The 16057-nt window shown below is 44.8% G+C and carries 12 protein-coding genes; all 12 read right to left on the reverse strand.

Annotated elements, in window-relative coordinates; all coding sequences use genetic code 11:
- Window positions 1-26: 26 nt before the first annotated feature.
- The 12 genes from ABID99_RS16390 to ABID99_RS16445 all read right to left on the reverse strand — a co-directional run bounded on the left by ABID99_RS16390 (window position 27) and on the right by ABID99_RS16445 (window position 15754).
- Window positions 27-1757 (reverse strand): RagB/SusD family nutrient uptake outer membrane protein, encoded by a 1731-nt coding sequence (locus tag ABID99_RS16390; RefSeq protein WP_373614381.1) that lies wholly within the window; start codon window positions 1755-1757, stop codon window positions 27-29.
- A gap of 12 nt (window positions 1758-1769) precedes the next feature.
- A complete protein-coding gene (locus ABID99_RS16395) occupies window positions 1770-4757 on the reverse strand; it encodes a SusC/RagA family TonB-linked outer membrane protein (RefSeq protein ID WP_373614382.1) in 2988 nt (995 codons plus the stop codon).
- 603 nt (window positions 4758-5360) lie between these two features.
- The gene (locus ABID99_RS16400; protein WP_175489885.1) at window positions 5361-5876 is read right to left on the reverse strand and encodes an SHOCT domain-containing protein; all 516 of its coding nucleotides are present in this window, start codon (window positions 5874-5876) and stop codon (window positions 5361-5363) included.
- A gap of 158 nt (window positions 5877-6034) precedes the next feature.
- A complete protein-coding gene (locus ABID99_RS16405) occupies window positions 6035-6946 on the reverse strand; it encodes an SDR family oxidoreductase (RefSeq protein ID WP_373615911.1) in 912 nt (303 codons plus the stop codon).
- A 6-nt stretch (window positions 6947-6952) separates the two neighbouring features.
- The gene (locus ABID99_RS16410; protein WP_373614383.1) at window positions 6953-7729 is read right to left on the reverse strand and encodes an enoyl-CoA hydratase/isomerase family protein; all 777 of its coding nucleotides are present in this window, start codon (window positions 7727-7729) and stop codon (window positions 6953-6955) included.
- Window positions 7730-7732: 3 nt separating this feature from the next.
- Window positions 7733-9547 carry a long-chain fatty acid--CoA ligase gene (locus ABID99_RS16415; protein ID WP_373614384.1) on the reverse strand — a complete coding sequence of 605 codons (1815 nt, stop codon included), beginning with the start codon at window positions 9545-9547 and terminating at the stop codon, window positions 7733-7735.
- Between the two features lie 30 nt (window positions 9548-9577).
- Entirely contained in the window at window positions 9578-10753 is a 1176-nt protein-coding gene (locus ABID99_RS16420; protein ID WP_373614385.1) for an acetyl-CoA C-acyltransferase, read from the reverse strand.
- A gap of 27 nt (window positions 10754-10780) precedes the next feature.
- Window positions 10781-13159, reverse strand: coding sequence for a 3-hydroxyacyl-CoA dehydrogenase/enoyl-CoA hydratase family protein (locus ABID99_RS16425; RefSeq protein WP_373614386.1), 2379 nt, complete (start codon window positions 13157-13159; stop codon window positions 10781-10783).
- 39 nt (window positions 13160-13198) lie between these two features.
- Complete coding sequence (locus tag ABID99_RS16430; RefSeq protein WP_373614387.1) at window positions 13199-13651, reverse strand: DUF2147 domain-containing protein; 453 nt, start codon at window positions 13649-13651, stop codon at window positions 13199-13201.
- Window positions 13652-13971: 320 nt separating this feature from the next.
- The gene (locus ABID99_RS16435; RefSeq protein WP_373614388.1) at window positions 13972-14241 is read right to left on the reverse strand and encodes an acyl-CoA-binding protein; all 270 of its coding nucleotides are present in this window, start codon (window positions 14239-14241) and stop codon (window positions 13972-13974) included.
- A 79-nt stretch (window positions 14242-14320) separates the two neighbouring features.
- Complete coding sequence (locus ABID99_RS16440; RefSeq protein WP_373614389.1) at window positions 14321-14764, reverse strand: acyl-CoA thioesterase; 444 nt, start codon at window positions 14762-14764, stop codon at window positions 14321-14323.
- A gap of 12 nt (window positions 14765-14776) precedes the next feature.
- The gene (locus ABID99_RS16445; protein WP_373614390.1) at window positions 14777-15754 is read right to left on the reverse strand and encodes an electron transfer flavoprotein subunit alpha/FixB family protein; all 978 of its coding nucleotides are present in this window, start codon (window positions 15752-15754) and stop codon (window positions 14777-14779) included.
- Window positions 15755-16057: the final 303 nt, after the last annotated feature.

Genomic DNA, 16057 nt, shown 5'->3' on the forward strand with positions numbered 1-16057 from the left:
CGGTGGCTATGGGTTAAACCAACCGCTTAATAGCCGGGGTTTTGTTTGAATTGCGGGTTAACGTTCATAATATCCCGCCCGATAGGAAATATCTCGGTATGCTTGTCTCCATCAGGTTTCTTATCCCACCAGGTACCGGTGTTGAACACTCCCCAACGGATCAGGTCGGTACGTCTCCGGTTTTCACCAAGAAATTCCCGGCCCCACTCGTCAAGCATTTCCTGGTCGGTGAGCTGGCTACCATCCGGTTTATAAAGGCTTGAAGACCCATCAGGATAGTTGCGTCGTCTTACCTGGTTCAGATAATTGGCGGCACTGGCTTTATCACCCGCCCTATAACGGCACTCGGCCAGGGTGTAATAAATTTCTGATAACCTGATCTCCGCGTAAGCTGAAGTGATCCTGTTAGGATCTGGAGTTGGATAAATAGGATATTTCACCATGAAAATACCTGAGTTATGGTCGGCATGATTCATATCCGACTCCTTATCTGCAATTTTGGTTCCCGGTTTTGCGCCGAGGAACATTCCCACCTGGTCGCGGATGTAAAGTGGATAAGGGCCCTTATTGCCTTTAACAGTATCGGTGCGACTTACACCGTTTACCAAATGCGTATAAGGCAGATAGCCATACAAAAACATACCCTCGCGAGTACTGTTGCCCAGGTTTTTATATTTCTTTAACCGCAGGTCATCGGGGTATTTATGAAATTTAACAAAAGGTTTGCCCAACTGAAAAGCGTACTCAACGCTATCTATATCATGCCCGGGTTGTAATGCATAGCGCGGGTTAGCCTGCCCGAAATCTGTAAATCCGCAGTATAGCGGAGCTGCGTCGTAAGTCATTCCCCAAAAAAACATCCCGCCATCGTACTGCCAGTGTGTGCGCGCCAGTGAGCCTGGGAAACCGTAGATCACTTCCGAGTTTAATGTGGTGTTGGTATAATCGAAAGGGGCATCCCATCGCGTATCAAGTTGATAAGCGCCGTATTTACCGCTAATGATGTCACGGCAAACGGCTTCGCATTCGGCATATTTATCGGTACCGGTATAAACTTTGGCGTTGAGATAAAGTCGGGCCAGCAATGATGCAGCACCAGCTTTGGTCCAGCGCCCTATACCTGCTGCACCAAGCTGTTGCCGGGTGGGCAATCCATCGATAGCGCCTTTCAATTCCGATTCGATGTAATTAAACATTTCCTGCGGGGTAGATTGCGGGTTACCGTGTGTAGCTGTTTTTACATCGGTAACAATTTCAATATTGCGATAAAAATCAAATGCCCGTAAATAAAACCAAGCCCGTAAGGTATGCAGTTCTGATTTAAAATCGGTTAATTCTGCATCTGTAACACTGAGTTTTGCCGGGTCTTTGATGCCTTCCATATCGGTAAGCGAGTTGGTTGCCAGCACAATGCCCTGGTAAAAGTTTGTCCATGCACCGCTTGTAAAGCCATCTGTAATAGTCCAGGTATGGTAATGCATACGTTGATAGTAGCCACCATCCTGCCAATCGCCCTGGCGGTTGTAGGTAGCCATTTCGTCGGTACAATCTTCGCCTGCAGCATAAACATCGTTGCCCTGGATACTCCAGTACGCGTGTTCAAATGGGCGTAAAAAATCCCTGATCACATCATCCCTCCTGCTCAAAAAACTCGCGGCATCTACCTTATCATACACGTGCTCGTCGAGTTTTGTACAGCTGGCAGTCAGCATGGCCGACAGTAAAATACCGCTGATATATACTTTATATTTTTTCATGTCTTTTCAATTTTAAAAGGTTGCCTGCAGGCCAAGGATTAGTTGAAGTGTAGCCGGATAATAATTCAGCGAGGTGTTCACGCCCGGTGTAAGTCCGTTAACCTGTACCAGGTCAGGATCGCCGCCGGTAAAGCTTGTAAAGGTGTGCAGGTTTCTGCCGGTGGCGTAAATACGTATTGATTTAAGGTATTTGGTTTTAAACGGCTGGGTATAACCTAAAGCCACGTTATCTATTTTTACAAACGAGCCGTTCTCCAGGAAATAATCTGAAGCGATAGCTGTTGTTGCCGGATTAGTTAACAACGAGTATTTACTTTTACTATCATAGGCCGATCGCAACACGTTAGCATCGCTTTGGCTTGATGGTGTACCTATGTAGAAGGCAGCGGTATTGAATATTTTATAACCAAATGTGCCGCGCAGAAATATCCCCAGATCAAACCTTTTGTACCTGAAAGTATTGCCAATGGAACCGATAAACTTTGGTAAACCGTTCCCTACAAATTGTTTATCATCTGATGATGCCTGGTTGGCCTGAACTATGGTGCCATCTTTTTTATAAACCTGCAAAGCCCCATCCTTATTCACCCCTGCCGAGCGCAGCGTATAAAACTCGCCAATGCTACGTCCTTCCTGGATACGCTGTATATTACCCGGCGATCCCGGAGCAGGCAAACCGGCCAATTCAACAAATGGCGCGCCTTTGTAAACATCGTTAGAGAAGGAAATGAACTTGTTACGGTTATAAGCCAACGCCGCGGTTATGTTATAACTGAAATCCGGCTGCCTGATTACGCTGCCATTCAAAGCCAATTCCAGGCCGTAGTTTTTCATAGTACCTACGTTGGCGAAGGTTTGCGATTGGGAGTTTGGCGGCAAAGGCACGTTATAATAACCAAGCAAATCCTTGTTTTTACGGATATAATAATCAAGTGAACCAGAGATGCGGTTATCCAGGATAGAAAAATCAATACCAGCGTTAAAGTTGATCGATTTCTCCCATTTCAAATCGGGGTTTACGTTTGATGTAGGGCCATAAACCTGGTAAGTTTGACCGTTGTACGGAAAATAGCCCGCACCACCATATAGCAGCAATGAAAGATAACTGTCGAAATCCTGGTTACCTGTAACGCCGTAATCTGCACGTAGTTTAAGATCGTTTACCCATGGCAGCGCACCTTTCATGAAACTTTCTTCGGATACACGCCAGGCAGCCGAAGCTGCGGGAAAATTACCCCATTTGTTTTTTATACCGAATTTGGATGATCCTTCCCTACGCAAGCTTGCCGTAAGAATATAACGATTGTTAAAATCATAATTCAAACGACCGAAGAATGAGATCAATGTTGAGCCATTCTGCGTTGAACTTACGGCAGATTGACCCTGCCCGGCGGCACCACCGTTGTATAAACCCGAGCCAAGATTGTTCCACAGGTATGAATCGAATGGAAAATCATAATTCTGGGCGTAAAAGGTATTATAGTTGTAAAGGGTATATGAATAACCGCCTAAGGCTTTGAGGTGATGTCGACCGAGATTGAGCGAATAATTTCCTGTCCATTCCACGTTTTTTTGGTCATTCTCTTCCTGCCGCTGCGATGCGAAATTGGTTTGGGTTATTTTGCCCGCGTGCAAAATTGATGATAATGTTGAAGGGGTAAAATTGAAGCTCCTGGTCGATTTACTGATTTCAGATATCGTTACCGTTGTGCTCAGGCTTTTAAGAATATTTACCTTTAACGATCCGTTAAGATCCATTTCTTTGATTTGCGCTTCAGATTTGATCACATTAGCGTTCTCAACCGGATTATTGGAGAAAAAGCCGGTATTGATATAGTTGTACCTTCCCGCGTTATCGTAAATTGGATAAGTCGGATTTAAAGTGAGCGCGTTGTTGAAATTACCCTGATCAGAGTTTTTGGTATTCATATACCTGGGCGCGATATTCAAGGAAGCCACGAAAACGCCATTGTCTGATGTATGGTTTACGTTGATCCTCGCGCCATATTCCTTTTTATGCGCCCGCAAGTCAATTCCATCCGCATTGCGGTAGTCGGCCGATGCGAAGTAATTCGTTTTACCAGAACCACCCGACAATTGAACTGTATGTTTTTGAGCAAATGCCGGCGAATTGGTAACCGCATCCATCCAGTTTGTTTTAGCGCCGTAATCCTGTCCCTGGCTATTTTTTACCCTGTCGGCAATAAACTGTTCGGGTGTAAGGTTTTGCAGTTGATTAGTTAAATAGTCAAAACTGGCATAACCTTCATAAAACGTACGCGCCTGCGATGAGCCTTTTTTTGTGGTGATGATGATAACGCCGTTGCTTCCGCGTGTACCGTAAATAGCCGATGCGGCGCCGCCTTTAAGCACATCGATGCTTTCAATATCATTTTGGTTGATATTATCAATGTTGCCGCCGGGTACACCATTCACCACATACAGCGGCCCTAAACCTGCGTTACGCGATGAAACGCCCCGCAACTGAACACTGGGCGATGAATTGGGATCTGCACCGGAAGTATTGGTAATACTAAGTCCTGCAACCTTTCCCTGTAACGACATTAGGGGGCTGTTTGAGGCTACCGGAAGCAGATCTTTTGAGGAAACGTGTGTAATAGCGCTCGATACTTCACGTTTATCAAGCGTGCCATAGCCAACGCTTACAACAACCACCTCCTGCAATGAATTATTTGCCGCAGAAAGGGCTACGTTTAATGTGGCATCGGCAGTTAACGGCATTTGTTTGGAGGTGTAGCCGATATATGAAAAAGAGATCGTTTTAGCAGATGCGGGAACGCTAAGCGTATAAACGCCCTTAGCATTGGATGTAGTACCTACCGACATCCCGGTTACCACAATACTTACACCTGGTAAAGGCGAACCGTCGGCAGCATCTGTAACAGTACCGGATATAGTTCTGTTTTGTGCCAGCGCCGTCCCGGTAAAAATGCAACAGAGCACTATGGCGCTTAGCCTGAGTAAAAGTTTCTTGTACATAAAAAGAAATTATAGATTGATTTTTGAGGTTAATTTGGCCGTGAAATAAGGCCTCCGGCCACGACGAAAATGAGTGCCATTAAGGCGGGGAATGTGCCCGGTTTTCTGTTTTCATAAAGTGAGATTTTGATGGCCGCCAGGTATTGGCAAAGCGCAAATTGGTATGTTGTGAAATTAGAAAGTTAGTAATCCCAAATACATAATCGTGGCCGGCATCCGCAAAAAATCTCACAACAAATAAATACAAATACCTGCATAACAAGTATATAACTCAAATAAAAACGAGAAAAATCTCAATTAAAAACAAGTTATCATTTTCAATTGAGCACAGATCAAACCGAATTGATGTAACAGGGGAAAGTAAGGCGCGTGTGAGGAGCTAAAGTTCATTCCATAGAAAAAGTTGTCAGTCGAGTTGACAACTTGCCCAAAATAGTACGCAAGCCCGACACTCCCACGAACCAATTTATGATCTGAAAGGTTTTGCCACTATGTTTGAAGATTGAGGTTCGAGCCCTTGTAGGAAAACTTGTTTTGGAAAGCGTTTCGTTAAGCGGCGGGCTTTTTCATTGTTAGAATGAGCTGTTAAAAAGACTGGATTTTTTAGTTTCCCAATAACTTTTTCTTTTGCGATTCGTATTCATCCTTCGTTAAAACACCATCGTCAAATAGTCTTTTAAGTTTTGTTAACTCGTCGGCGACACTGAATTGTGGGACTTGATTTAATTGTTTAGGCTTGAAATTTGGCACGATTATCTCTCCAGCTTCGATAGCTGCTTCTAATTCGACTACACCATTTCTTGATGGGAAACCTACAACGGTAAATTGTTTAAGCCCGAATTTGTGAGATTCCCATTCTTTAAAATATTTTACGATAAGCCTTGTACTTGCATACATTTTTGGGAAGTTCACTTGATCAGTTCCAAGCAAATCGTTTGCAGGTTGATAGATAAATTTAAAATCGCCATTCGGATCAGAACCCAAACCTACTTTTAGCGTATCTCCCTTGTGAAATGTGCCGTATTTCGTAATCAAAGGGCCATCCCACTTGCCGCCCGGAATTTGAGCCAATAATAATTGCGGAATACATAAAAAGATTAAGAGTAAAGTTTTTCTCATGTGATTTAGCTTGGTGACTATAAACTTAGCCATTACCCTAAACTTTTCCAAGTTGACAAACTTTACCTAACATACTTGCATGAAGAAATATATTGGGAGCAATTAACAAATTACACGGAGTTTTTTTGAAAAAATCTATTTATTAACTACCGACCACCCTACGCCGACCTCGTAGCCTTCTCAATATCATCCCACATTTCATCCGGTATCATTTCGAGCCCGCTGAACTGACCGGCACCCTGCAGCCATTCTCCCCCATCGATGGTAATCACCTCACCATTAATGTATCCTGAATAATCGGATACCAAAAAAGCGGCCAGGTTAGCCAGCTCCTGGTGTTCGCCTACACGTTTAAGGGGCACCCTGTTTTTAAAATCAAACTTTTGGGCCATATCTCCGGGCAATAATCTTTCCCATGCGCCTTTGGTGGGAAATGGGCCCGGCGCAATGGCATTGGCACGGATGCCATGCCTGCCCCACTCAACGGCTAAGGACCTGGTCATGGCCAGCACACCGCCTTTTGCACAGGCCGAGGGCACGACATACGCCGAACCGGTAAAAGCATAAGTGGTAATAATATTCAATATGTTTCCGGGCATTTTCTCCTTGATCCAATATTTGCCCAAAGCCAGCGAACAATTAGCCGAGCCTTTTAAAACAATATCGATAATAGCCGAAAACGCGTTTGCCGATAAACGCTCGGTAGGCGAAATAAAATTACCTGCCGCGTTATTCAATAGTGCATCAACCTGCCCAAATGTTTCAATAGCTTGCTGCAACATTGCTTCCACCTCGTCGTACTTCCGCACGTCGCAGGCTATTGGCAATACTTTACGCCCGGTTTCGGCTTCCATTTCGGCAGCGGTTTGTTGCAGCACATCCAATTTGCGACTGGTAATTACCAGGTTAGCACCCAAATGCAAAAAGTAAGCCCCCATTGCTTTACCTAACCCTGTTCCGCCGCCGGTTACAATGATGGTTTTTCCTTTTAAAGCATCATCTCTTAACATTCCACCGGCAGTTGCGGGATTATGGTTTGCGGCATTATTTGAAGTTGTCGGATCAGTCATCATCAATTATTTAACAGCTGTATTTTTTGATTTTAAATTCTGGATCATCATTTGCAGGCCTTGCCTGGTTTCGGGTGCCCACCATTGCTTCAGCATTTTGTCCAGGGTGTCGGTTTGATCGGCTTTTAGTTTACCTATCAACTCTTTATGCAAGTTCAGTTTGCTTTCAGTCCAGGTAACCGGGTTCAGTTTCATAAAGGCTGTTACCTTTTCTATTGCAGCGTTCATTAACTTATCCGGTGAAACAACTTCATCGATCAGCCCGGCTTCCAAAGCTTCGTCTACCTTAAGCAGCTTCCCTTCCATCAAATATTGATAAGCTTTACGTTGGCCAAGCCAAAAGGCATATAAGCTAAAAACGCTATCAGGAACGATAATACCAACCGGAACTTCATTTAACCCGATAATGAACGTACCTTCTGCCATTACCCGGAAATCGCAGCAAATGGCTAATATGCAACCTCCTGCCGGGCTATGGCCACTTATAGCAGCTACCAAAGGTTTCCTGAAAGCGGCTAAAGTATTTTGTAACGCCAAAAAATCCACCCAAAATTGGCGGCTTTGCGCTTCATCATAATCATATGCCTCAATCAGGTCTATCCCCGACGAGAAAAAACCTTCCTTGCCGGTTAAAATAACCCCGCCCACGTTGTCATCATGCTCCAATGTTTTGATACAGGCCGCCAGTTCTTTAACCATTTCATGATTAATGGCATTTGACCGACCCCTGTCAAGCGAAATCACTACCAATCGTCCCTGTATTGTTGTTTGAAATGTATTCATCGGTTAATTGACAAGAGTTGGATCCTCACTTACTTCGCAGGGATACATTTTATCTATCTCGGTTTTGTATTTTTCGGTGATCACCTTTCGCTTCATTTTTCCGGTTGGCGTCAGTTCACCGCTATCTATCGACCATTCGTTGGGAAGCAAGGTTATCTTCTTCACCTGTTCAACATGGTTAAATTCGGGATTATAGTTATTGATAATGGATTGATACAATTCAATCACCTTCGCATTTTTCACCAATTCACTATTGGATGAAAAAGTGATGTCATTTTCCTTACACCAGGGTTTTAAATGAGTGTAGGATGGTACAATGAGCGCCGCGACAAATTTCTTTTCCGCACCAACAACCATCATCTGTTCAATAAAATAATTTTCCTTCATCTTATTTTCGATGGGTAGCGGGGCCACGTATTTACCGCCCGAGGTTTTAAAGATCTCTTTTTTACGGTCTGTTATTTTCAGGAACGAATCCCGGTCCAGTTCGCCTATATCCCCGGTATGGAACCAGCCGTCTTCCAGTACCTCTGCCGTTAGTTCAGGGTTTTTATAATAGCCCAGCATCACATTCGGGCCTTTGCAGAGGATCTCGCCATCGGCAGCGATCTTCACCTGTACACCGCTAAGCAAACGACCTACGGTGCCAAATTTCCTCCCGCTTTTTTCATAACAGTTAACAGCAATTACAGGCGATGTTTCGGTAAGCCCATAACCTTCCATAATCACAATATTGGCAGCGGTAAAAATTCTTTCCAGCTTAATGGGGCAGGCCGAACTGCCGACTACGATGGCTTTTATATTTCCGCCTATAGCAGCACGCCATTTGCTGTAAACCAATTTATCGGCTATGGCCAGTTTGATCTTATACGGTAGGCTGGTATTATTAATTTCATAAGCTTCGGCCAGTTTTACCGACCAGAAAAAGATCTTCCTTTTAATACCGGTTAGTTTCTGCCCCTGCACCATAATTTTCTCAAACACTTTTTCGAGCAAGCGGGGAACCGCGGTAAAAAGTGAAGGCTTTACCTCTTTCATATTTGCGCCGATGGTGTCCATACTTTCGGCGTAATAAATAGAAAAACCGTAGTATAGATAAACATAGGTACACATCTTTTCAAAAATGTGGTTCAGTGGTAAAAAGCTCAAAGCACGTTTTTCTGTAACCGGGATCCGGCTAAGAATGTCGCCGGATGCCGAGGCATTGGTCATGATGTTTTTATGCGTAAGCATTACCCCTTTTGGCCGGCCCGTAGTGCCCGAAGTATAAATGATGGTTGCCACATCATCTTCAGTAATCTGATCATTGATCTGCTGTATTTTTTGCTGATAACCTTCTTGCAAAGGCTTAAGCAATGTGCCCCAATAATCACAGCCATCGATGTTATCGAAAGTAAATATGCCTTTTAACGAGGGGATATTTAAATGAACTTCCTTAACCTTATCGCATAAATCTTTACTGCTTACAAATACATATTTAACTCCGGCCTCGTTCAGGATCTGCTCAATTTCTTTAGTCCCTGTATTAGGGTATAGCGGGACCAATATGGCACCCGTTTGCTGTACTGCCAGATCGGTTATGATCCACTCAGGCCTGCCGTTGCTTATCAAACCTATTTTATCACGGTCTTCGGTAGTGCCGTCACCGCCTGAAACTCCCAGGGCCAACAGGGCCGCGGATAGCTGGTTGATCATGGCATGCACTTCTTGGGTACTGTATGACCTCCAGGAACCATTCTCCTTCGCATTCAAAAGATCCACCTTAGGCTCTTTAGCCTGGGTAATCATGCAATCAAACAATCTTATCGCCTTTTCCATGCTTGCAATGGTTTAGATAAAGGTAAATTCCTATAATAGTTCAAATACACCCGCCGCACCCTGCCCGGTGCCTACACACATGGTAACCATGCCATACTTTTTCTCCCGCCGTTTCAATTCGTTAAAAAGCTGAACAGAAAGTTTGGCGCCGGTACAACCAAGCGGGTGACCAAGCGATATAGCACCGCCGTTTACATTTACAATGTCGGGATTAAGCTCCAGCTCTTTTATTATGGCCAGTGATTGTGAAGCAAAAGCTTCATTCAGTTCTATCAGGTCAATATCCTGCTGTTTCATCCCGGCCATTTTCAACACTTTTGGGATCGCCACCAGCGGGCCTATCCCCATGATCCGGGGCGGAACACCTGCAACCGCGTAATTAACCAGCCGGGCAATAGGTTTAAGGTTGTTCTGTTTCATAAAACGTTCGCTAACCACCATGACAAAGGCCGCCCCATCACTGGTTTGCGACGAATTACCGGCAGTTACCACTCCCTTTGCATCAAATACCGGTTTAAGCTTTGCCAGCGCGTCAATTGAGGTATCGCTGCGCGGACCTTCATCTGTATCTATCTTAAATTCCCTTTTCGCTTTTTTGCCGCTCTCATCTACATAGGTTTCCACAATATTTACCGGCGCTATTTCATCTTTAAACTTGCCTTCTTTAATAGCATTGATGGCTTTTTGGTGGGAGTTATAAGCAAACTGGTCCTGCTCTTCGCGGCCGATATGATATTCTTTAGCAACAGCTTCGGCAGTGAGGCCCATGCCCCAGTAATAATCGGGATGTGCAAGGGCAATATCGGCGTTAGGAACAATGCGCCAGCCCCCCATCGGGATCAGGCTCATACTTTCTACACCACCCGCGATAATACAATCGGCAATGCCACTGTGTATTTTTGCAGAGGCAATGGCAATTGTTTCCAGCCCCGACGAGCAATAGCGGTTCACCGTCATGCCGGGTACTTTATCGGTATCAAGCGCCATTAATGAAATCAGCCTCGCAACATTCAATCCCTGTTCGGCTTCGGGTGTAGCATTGCCTACAATTACATCATCAATCTGTTCTTTATCAACATTCGGCACTGATGCCAGCAGATGCCTGATCACATCCGCCGCAAGCGTATCCGGACGGGTAAACCTAAACCCGCCCCGGGTAGCTTTTCCAACAGCGCTGCGGCTGGCTGCCACTATATATGCGTTCATTTTATTGAGATTTTATACTTAAAAAAATTAGTTCCTTAACACTTTTCCGCCGGTTAAAATGGATTGAATGCGTTCAAGCGTTTTCTTTTCGGTGCAAAGCGAAACAAAGGCTTCACGCTCCAACCCCAGCAAATATTCCTCGCTCACCATTGAAGGCTGGGACAGATCACCGCCCGAAAGCACATAAGCCAGTTTCTGCGAAATTTTCACATCGTGCTCGCTTATGTAATTACCACTGTACATGGTATTGGCCCCTACATAACCCAAACCCAGGGCCTGCTTACCCAGCACCCTGATATCTCCGCGCGGAATAGGCTGTATGTACCCTTCGTTCGCCATCTGCAGGCATTGCTGTTTAGCTTCGGCAAGGAGCCGCTCGCGCGATACTACCACTATGTCCCTGCCCTTTTTAAGATAGCCAAATTCAAATGCCTCATAAGCCGAAGTGGATACTTTGGCCTGGCCGATGGTTAAAAAACGGTCGCGGAAATTATTGAGTTCTACGTCACCTTCCTGTAGTTCGTCTGAAAGGCGCAGGGCAAATTCCTTTGTGCCCCCACCTCCGGGAATCAAGCCAACACCAAACTCAACCAAACCCATGTATAGCTCGGCATGTGCCACTACCTTATCGGCATGCAGGCACATTTCGCAGCCACCACCCAGGGCCATTTGATGAGGTGCTATAACCACCGGGATCGATGAATAACGGATGCGCATCATTGTATTCTGGAAGGCTTTGATCACCATATTGAGCTCGTCAAACTCCTGCTCAACGGCCATCATAAATATCATGCCCACATTGGCCCCTGCGCTAAAATTTGCGCCCTCGTTTGATATAATTAAGCCTTTATAGCTTGCCTCGGCAAGGGTGATGGCTTTATTGATGCCTTCAATCACCTCACCGCCTATTGTATTCATTTTGGTGTGAAACTCAAGGTTCAGGATACCATCACCAATATCGGTAATGGTAGTACCGCTATTTTTCCACACCGTATTTGTTTCCCGGATATTACTGAGCAAAATAAGGCCTTCGGTACCAGGAATCACCTTGTAGCTTTTCGACGGAATATCATAATACAGGCGTTTGCCATCTTCTATTTTATAAAAGCTTTTGGCACCCGCCGCAAGCATGTCATATACCCATTGGGCCGGTTTGTTTCCCACGGCTTCCATGGCTTTTACCGTATCCTCAACACCAAGCGCGTCCCATTTTTCAAACGGGCCCAGTTCCCAGCCGAAGCCCGCATTCATGGCTGCGTCTATTTTATAAAGTTCGTCGGCTATTTCGGGGATGCGGTTACTGGCATAGGCAAATAACTGATAAAAGGTAGCGCGGTAAAAATCGCCGGCTTTGTCTTTTGCTGTAACCAGGATCCTGAGCCTATCTTTTAAGTTATCAACCGCCTTTGTAGTTTCAAGCGAAGCGAATTTTACTTTTTGAGAGGGTTTGTACTCAAGCGTTTTCAGATCGAGCGCATAAAACTGGTTTCCACCTTCGCCTTTTTCCTTCTTATAAAAACCCTGGCCGGTTTTACTGCCCAGCCAGTTATTTTTTAGCATTCCCTCAACAAATGAAGGAATTTTAAATAGTTCCCTTGCCTCATCATCAGGTGCGTTTTTGTAAAGACCGTTGGCAACATGTACCATCGTATCTAAACCCACCACATCATTGGTGCGGAAGGTGGCCGATTTTGGGTGACCTATTACAGGCCCTGTCAGTTTATCAACCTCTTCAACCGTCATACCGGTTTGCTCCACATAATGCAGCACACTCATGATGCTGAAAACCCCGATGCGGTTACCGATAAATGCCGGCGTATCTTTGGCTAACACTGTAGTTTTTCCCAGGTATTTTGCGCCATAGTCCATCAAAAAATCCACAACGCCCGCTAAGGTGTCTTTTGTGGGAATGATCTCCAGTAATTTTAAATACCGGGGAGGGTTAAAGAAATGGCTTCCACAGAAATATTTTTTAAAGTCATCGCTCCTGCCTTCGGCCATTAAATGTATCGGGATACCGGATGTATTGGAAGTGATCAGCGTGCCGGGTTTCCGGTATTTTTCTACTGTTTCAAAGACATGTTGTTTTATATCCAGCCGTTCCACAACTACCTCTATCACCCAGTCGCAATCCGCAATTTTGGGCATATCATCTTCAAAATTGCCGGTTATGATACGTTTTGCGAATGATTTAAGGTAGATGGGCGAGGGGTTTGACTTTAACGCGAAGTCCAGCGCGTCATTAACAATTTTATTCCGCGCTTTTTTATCTGCCGGGGCATCCTTGGGTACAATATCAAGCAACAGTACCTGTACGCCGATATTTGCAAAGTGGCAGGCGATACGACTGCCCATTACTCCCGACCCCAATACTGCAACCTTTTTTATAATTCGTTTAGCATTCATTAGTATCTGCTTGTGTTATTAAAACTCTTTATCTTTAATTTACTCTGCCCGCGACCAGGTTGTTGTCCGCCCGAAAAGCGAAATACCAATGTATCCGCGGATATCCAGGGTTTTACCTTTATAGGTCATTTTACAGGAGTACGTTTTGCCGTTATTAGGATCGTAAATTGTTCCGCCCGAGTATTTGTTATCCCCATCTTTCACAAAATCAGCCAGTACGGGTAATCCCAGCCTCGGCCTTGAACGCAATTTTTCGTCACTATTCATTTCGTCAACTTTCGGCTTCCCATCTTTTAATGATTCCTTAAGCCATACCACCTTACCATAAAACTTACCGTTGCTTTCTTTAGAGATCTGGATTTTGGCGGTTTTTACGTCGTTGTACCATAAACCTTCAATTTTATCGGTTTGCGCTTTTGCGTTGATGCTGACCGCCACAATGGTTAGCAGGATTAATACAAAACGGGTGAAATGTTTTTTTGATGCTGACATTGCCTTAGGTGTTTTTTATAGTTAAAAACAAGTCGGTTTTTAGGTCATCTGTCGCACTTACCCAATATCAATACGGGTATTGGAAGCCACCTAAAAAGAGACAGAGTAGAATTATAAAATGGTTTATATAAAGCTAAAAGCAGCATGCACAAGGCTTAAAGCTAATAGCCTGGTTATTATTATTTAATTATCTATGTGAATTAATAGATTCTAATCATATCCCCGATACCGGGATGGTTTATAATAACAAATATCTATTTCTGCGGTGCTTTATAAAGGTCTAAACGGCGGAAACATTTGTCAATATTTCGGAATTAAAGTTAGCTGGTTTTATTTGATAATTGCGTTACAAGCTGGATATATTGCTGCATGGCATGATCGGCGGTAGTGCCCTTCTGTTTTAGCCAGGCATCATATTTTGCTTTAGCTACAAAATCAAACATACCCGGAGGGTTTTCTGTATTTATATCGCCTTCCGTTGCTTGCTTATATAAACTGTACAGGCGTAATAATGTTTCATTATCAGGTTTTGAGGGTAGTTCCTTACTCTCTTTAACGGCCCTTTCAAAAGTGCCTTTCAGATCGGTCATAGATAAATTATTTAAAGCTAAAAGCAGAAGGCATAAAGCCCAAAGCTTATAAACTGATATTCAACACTATTTAATTATTTCAGGCTAGATTGGCCTCTTCCACATAATCGCTGCTCCGGGGCGCCTTCATAAACATCTGGCTTAGTTTTGAGGGCAATACGGCCAGCTTACGCTTTTCCATATCTATCCATGAACCTTCGGCATTTACGATTGCGGCTTTAACACCGTCGCCCCGGTACAGCTCATGCCTGATTGCCCAGCGGGAACCATCAGGCCTGGATTTGGTAAGCTGGCAGGTTACCCTGATCTGCTCATTGATCCCGATCTCTCTCAGGTAAATCATTTCTTCCCTGAATAATACAGGCCCTATTTTGTATTCATAAAGTGTAGGCAGTTTTAAACCCAGGCTTTCGAGCATGGTGATGCGCGCCTGTGCTGCAAGATCGGCATATGCAGAATGCCGCATGTGCTGGTTCGAATCTATCTGCGACCACAGCACCTGTCCTTCATAAAAAAACTCCATAACCCTGATTATTTATTGATGATGTTCCTTGAACTTTTTAACAGCTGCCGTTAGTCGTGGCAGAATCTCCAACGCGTCACCAACTACACCATAATTGGCTGCTTTAAAAAATGGGGCTTCGGGATCCTTGTTAATCACAACAATGGTTTTTGAACCGTTAACCCCGGCCAAGTGCTGGATAGCCCCGGATATTCCCACCGCGATATACAGATTTGGGCGAACGGTGCCACCTGTTTGGCCCACATGTTCATGATGCGGCCGCCAGTGCGAATCGGCTACCGGGCGCGAGCAGGCAGTAGCAGCGCCTAACTCCTTCGCCAGGTCTTCCAGTATGCCCCAGTTTTCAGGACCTTTTAAACCACGGCCACCCGAAACAACCAGCTCGGCATCGGCAAGCGGTACTTCGCCGGTCACTTTATTTACCGATTTCACTTTTACGCCAAAATCCTTTTCGCTTAAGCTAACATCCAGTTGCTCAACAATCGCCTTACCCTCCTCCTTTTTAGGGGGAAAAGTGTTAGGCATCAGCATAATCACCTTTACGTCGCTTAAAATGTTTACATAGGCAAATGCCTTGCCCGAAAACACGGCTTTTTTGATCACAAAGCCTTTTTCCGTATCCGGGAATGAAAGCGCACCGGCTACCAGGCCTGCTTTTAATTTTACAGCTACCCGCGGCGCTACCGCCCTGCCCTTAATATCATGAAGGGTTACAATTACTTTACTATTCTCCTTTTGTGCCGCGGCTATTAAGGCGCCGGCATAGGCCCTTGAATGTAACTCGTCCAACCGGCTATCGGCAACGTGCAGCACTTTTTGTGCACCATACTGGCCAAGGTTTTCCATTTCGGCTCCGGCAATGCTGCCTAAAGCAACTGCTGTTACTGTGGTTCCCATTTTTTCGGCTATCTGAGCGGCATATTGCACAGCCTCAAAGCTTTGTTTTTTTATAATTCCTTCGGTATGTTCTACCAATACTATTACAGACATTTTTTTTTAGTTAGATAAAAGCTTAAAGCCGAATGCACAAAGCTTAAAGCCAATAATTTGGTTATCAAATGCTATTATCACATCCCCTATAAGATGCCCCGCTGCTCACACTATAAGTGTTCGGAAGATTTTTTAATTCCCTCCCTCGGGAGGGGTGCGGCTGGTTGAGCAGTGGCAGGGAGGGGTTTATACGCCTTTGTAACGACAAGGCATCTCGCCGAAACCCCTCCCTACACCCTCCCAAGGGAGGGAATCGCACAATCCCCATGCCTTTTAAATCTTCCGGTCACCCATCGCCGGGTA

Origin of the sequence: Mucilaginibacter sp. OAE612 (assembly GCF_041806395.1) — a bacterium.
In the GTDB taxonomy this organism is placed as follows: domain Bacteria; phylum Bacteroidota; class Bacteroidia; order Sphingobacteriales; family Sphingobacteriaceae; genus Mucilaginibacter; species Mucilaginibacter rubeus.

Coding starts and splice junctions, on each gene's coding strand:
- ABID99_RS16415 (WP_373614384.1), bottom strand. CDS start 9,547: ATGGAAAAGGCGATAAGATTGTTTGATTGCATGATTACCCAGGCTAAA.
- ABID99_RS16405 (WP_373615911.1), bottom strand. CDS start 6,946: ATGACTGATCCGACAACTTCAAATAATGCCGCAAACCATAATCCCGCA.
- ABID99_RS16390 (WP_373614381.1), bottom strand. CDS start 1,757: ATGAAAAAATATAAAGTATATATCAGCGGTATTTTACTGTCGGCCATG.
- ABID99_RS16440 (WP_373614389.1), bottom strand. CDS start 14,764: ATGGAGTTTTTTTATGAAGGACAGGTGCTGTGGTCGCAGATAGATTCG.
- ABID99_RS16400 (WP_175489885.1), bottom strand. CDS start 5,876: ATGAGAAAAACTTTACTCTTAATCTTTTTATGTATTCCGCAATTATTA.
- ABID99_RS16420 (WP_373614385.1), bottom strand. CDS start 10,753: ATGAACGCATATATAGTGGCAGCCAGCCGCAGCGCTGTTGGAAAAGCT.
- ABID99_RS16410 (WP_373614383.1), bottom strand. CDS start 7,729: ATGAATACATTTCAAACAACAATACAGGGACGATTGGTAGTGATTTCG.
- ABID99_RS16430 (WP_373614387.1), bottom strand. CDS start 13,651: ATGTCAGCATCAAAAAAACATTTCACCCGTTTTGTATTAATCCTGCTA.
- ABID99_RS16435 (WP_373614388.1), bottom strand. CDS start 14,241: ATGACCGATCTGAAAGGCACTTTTGAAAGGGCCGTTAAAGAGAGTAAG.
- ABID99_RS16445 (WP_373614390.1), bottom strand. CDS start 15,754: ATGTCTGTAATAGTATTGGTAGAACATACCGAAGGAATTATAAAAAAA.
- ABID99_RS16425 (WP_373614386.1), bottom strand. CDS start 13,159: ATGAATGCTAAACGAATTATAAAAAAGGTTGCAGTATTGGGGTCGGGA.
- ABID99_RS16395 (WP_373614382.1), bottom strand. CDS start 4,757: ATGTACAAGAAACTTTTACTCAGGCTAAGCGCCATAGTGCTCTGTTGC.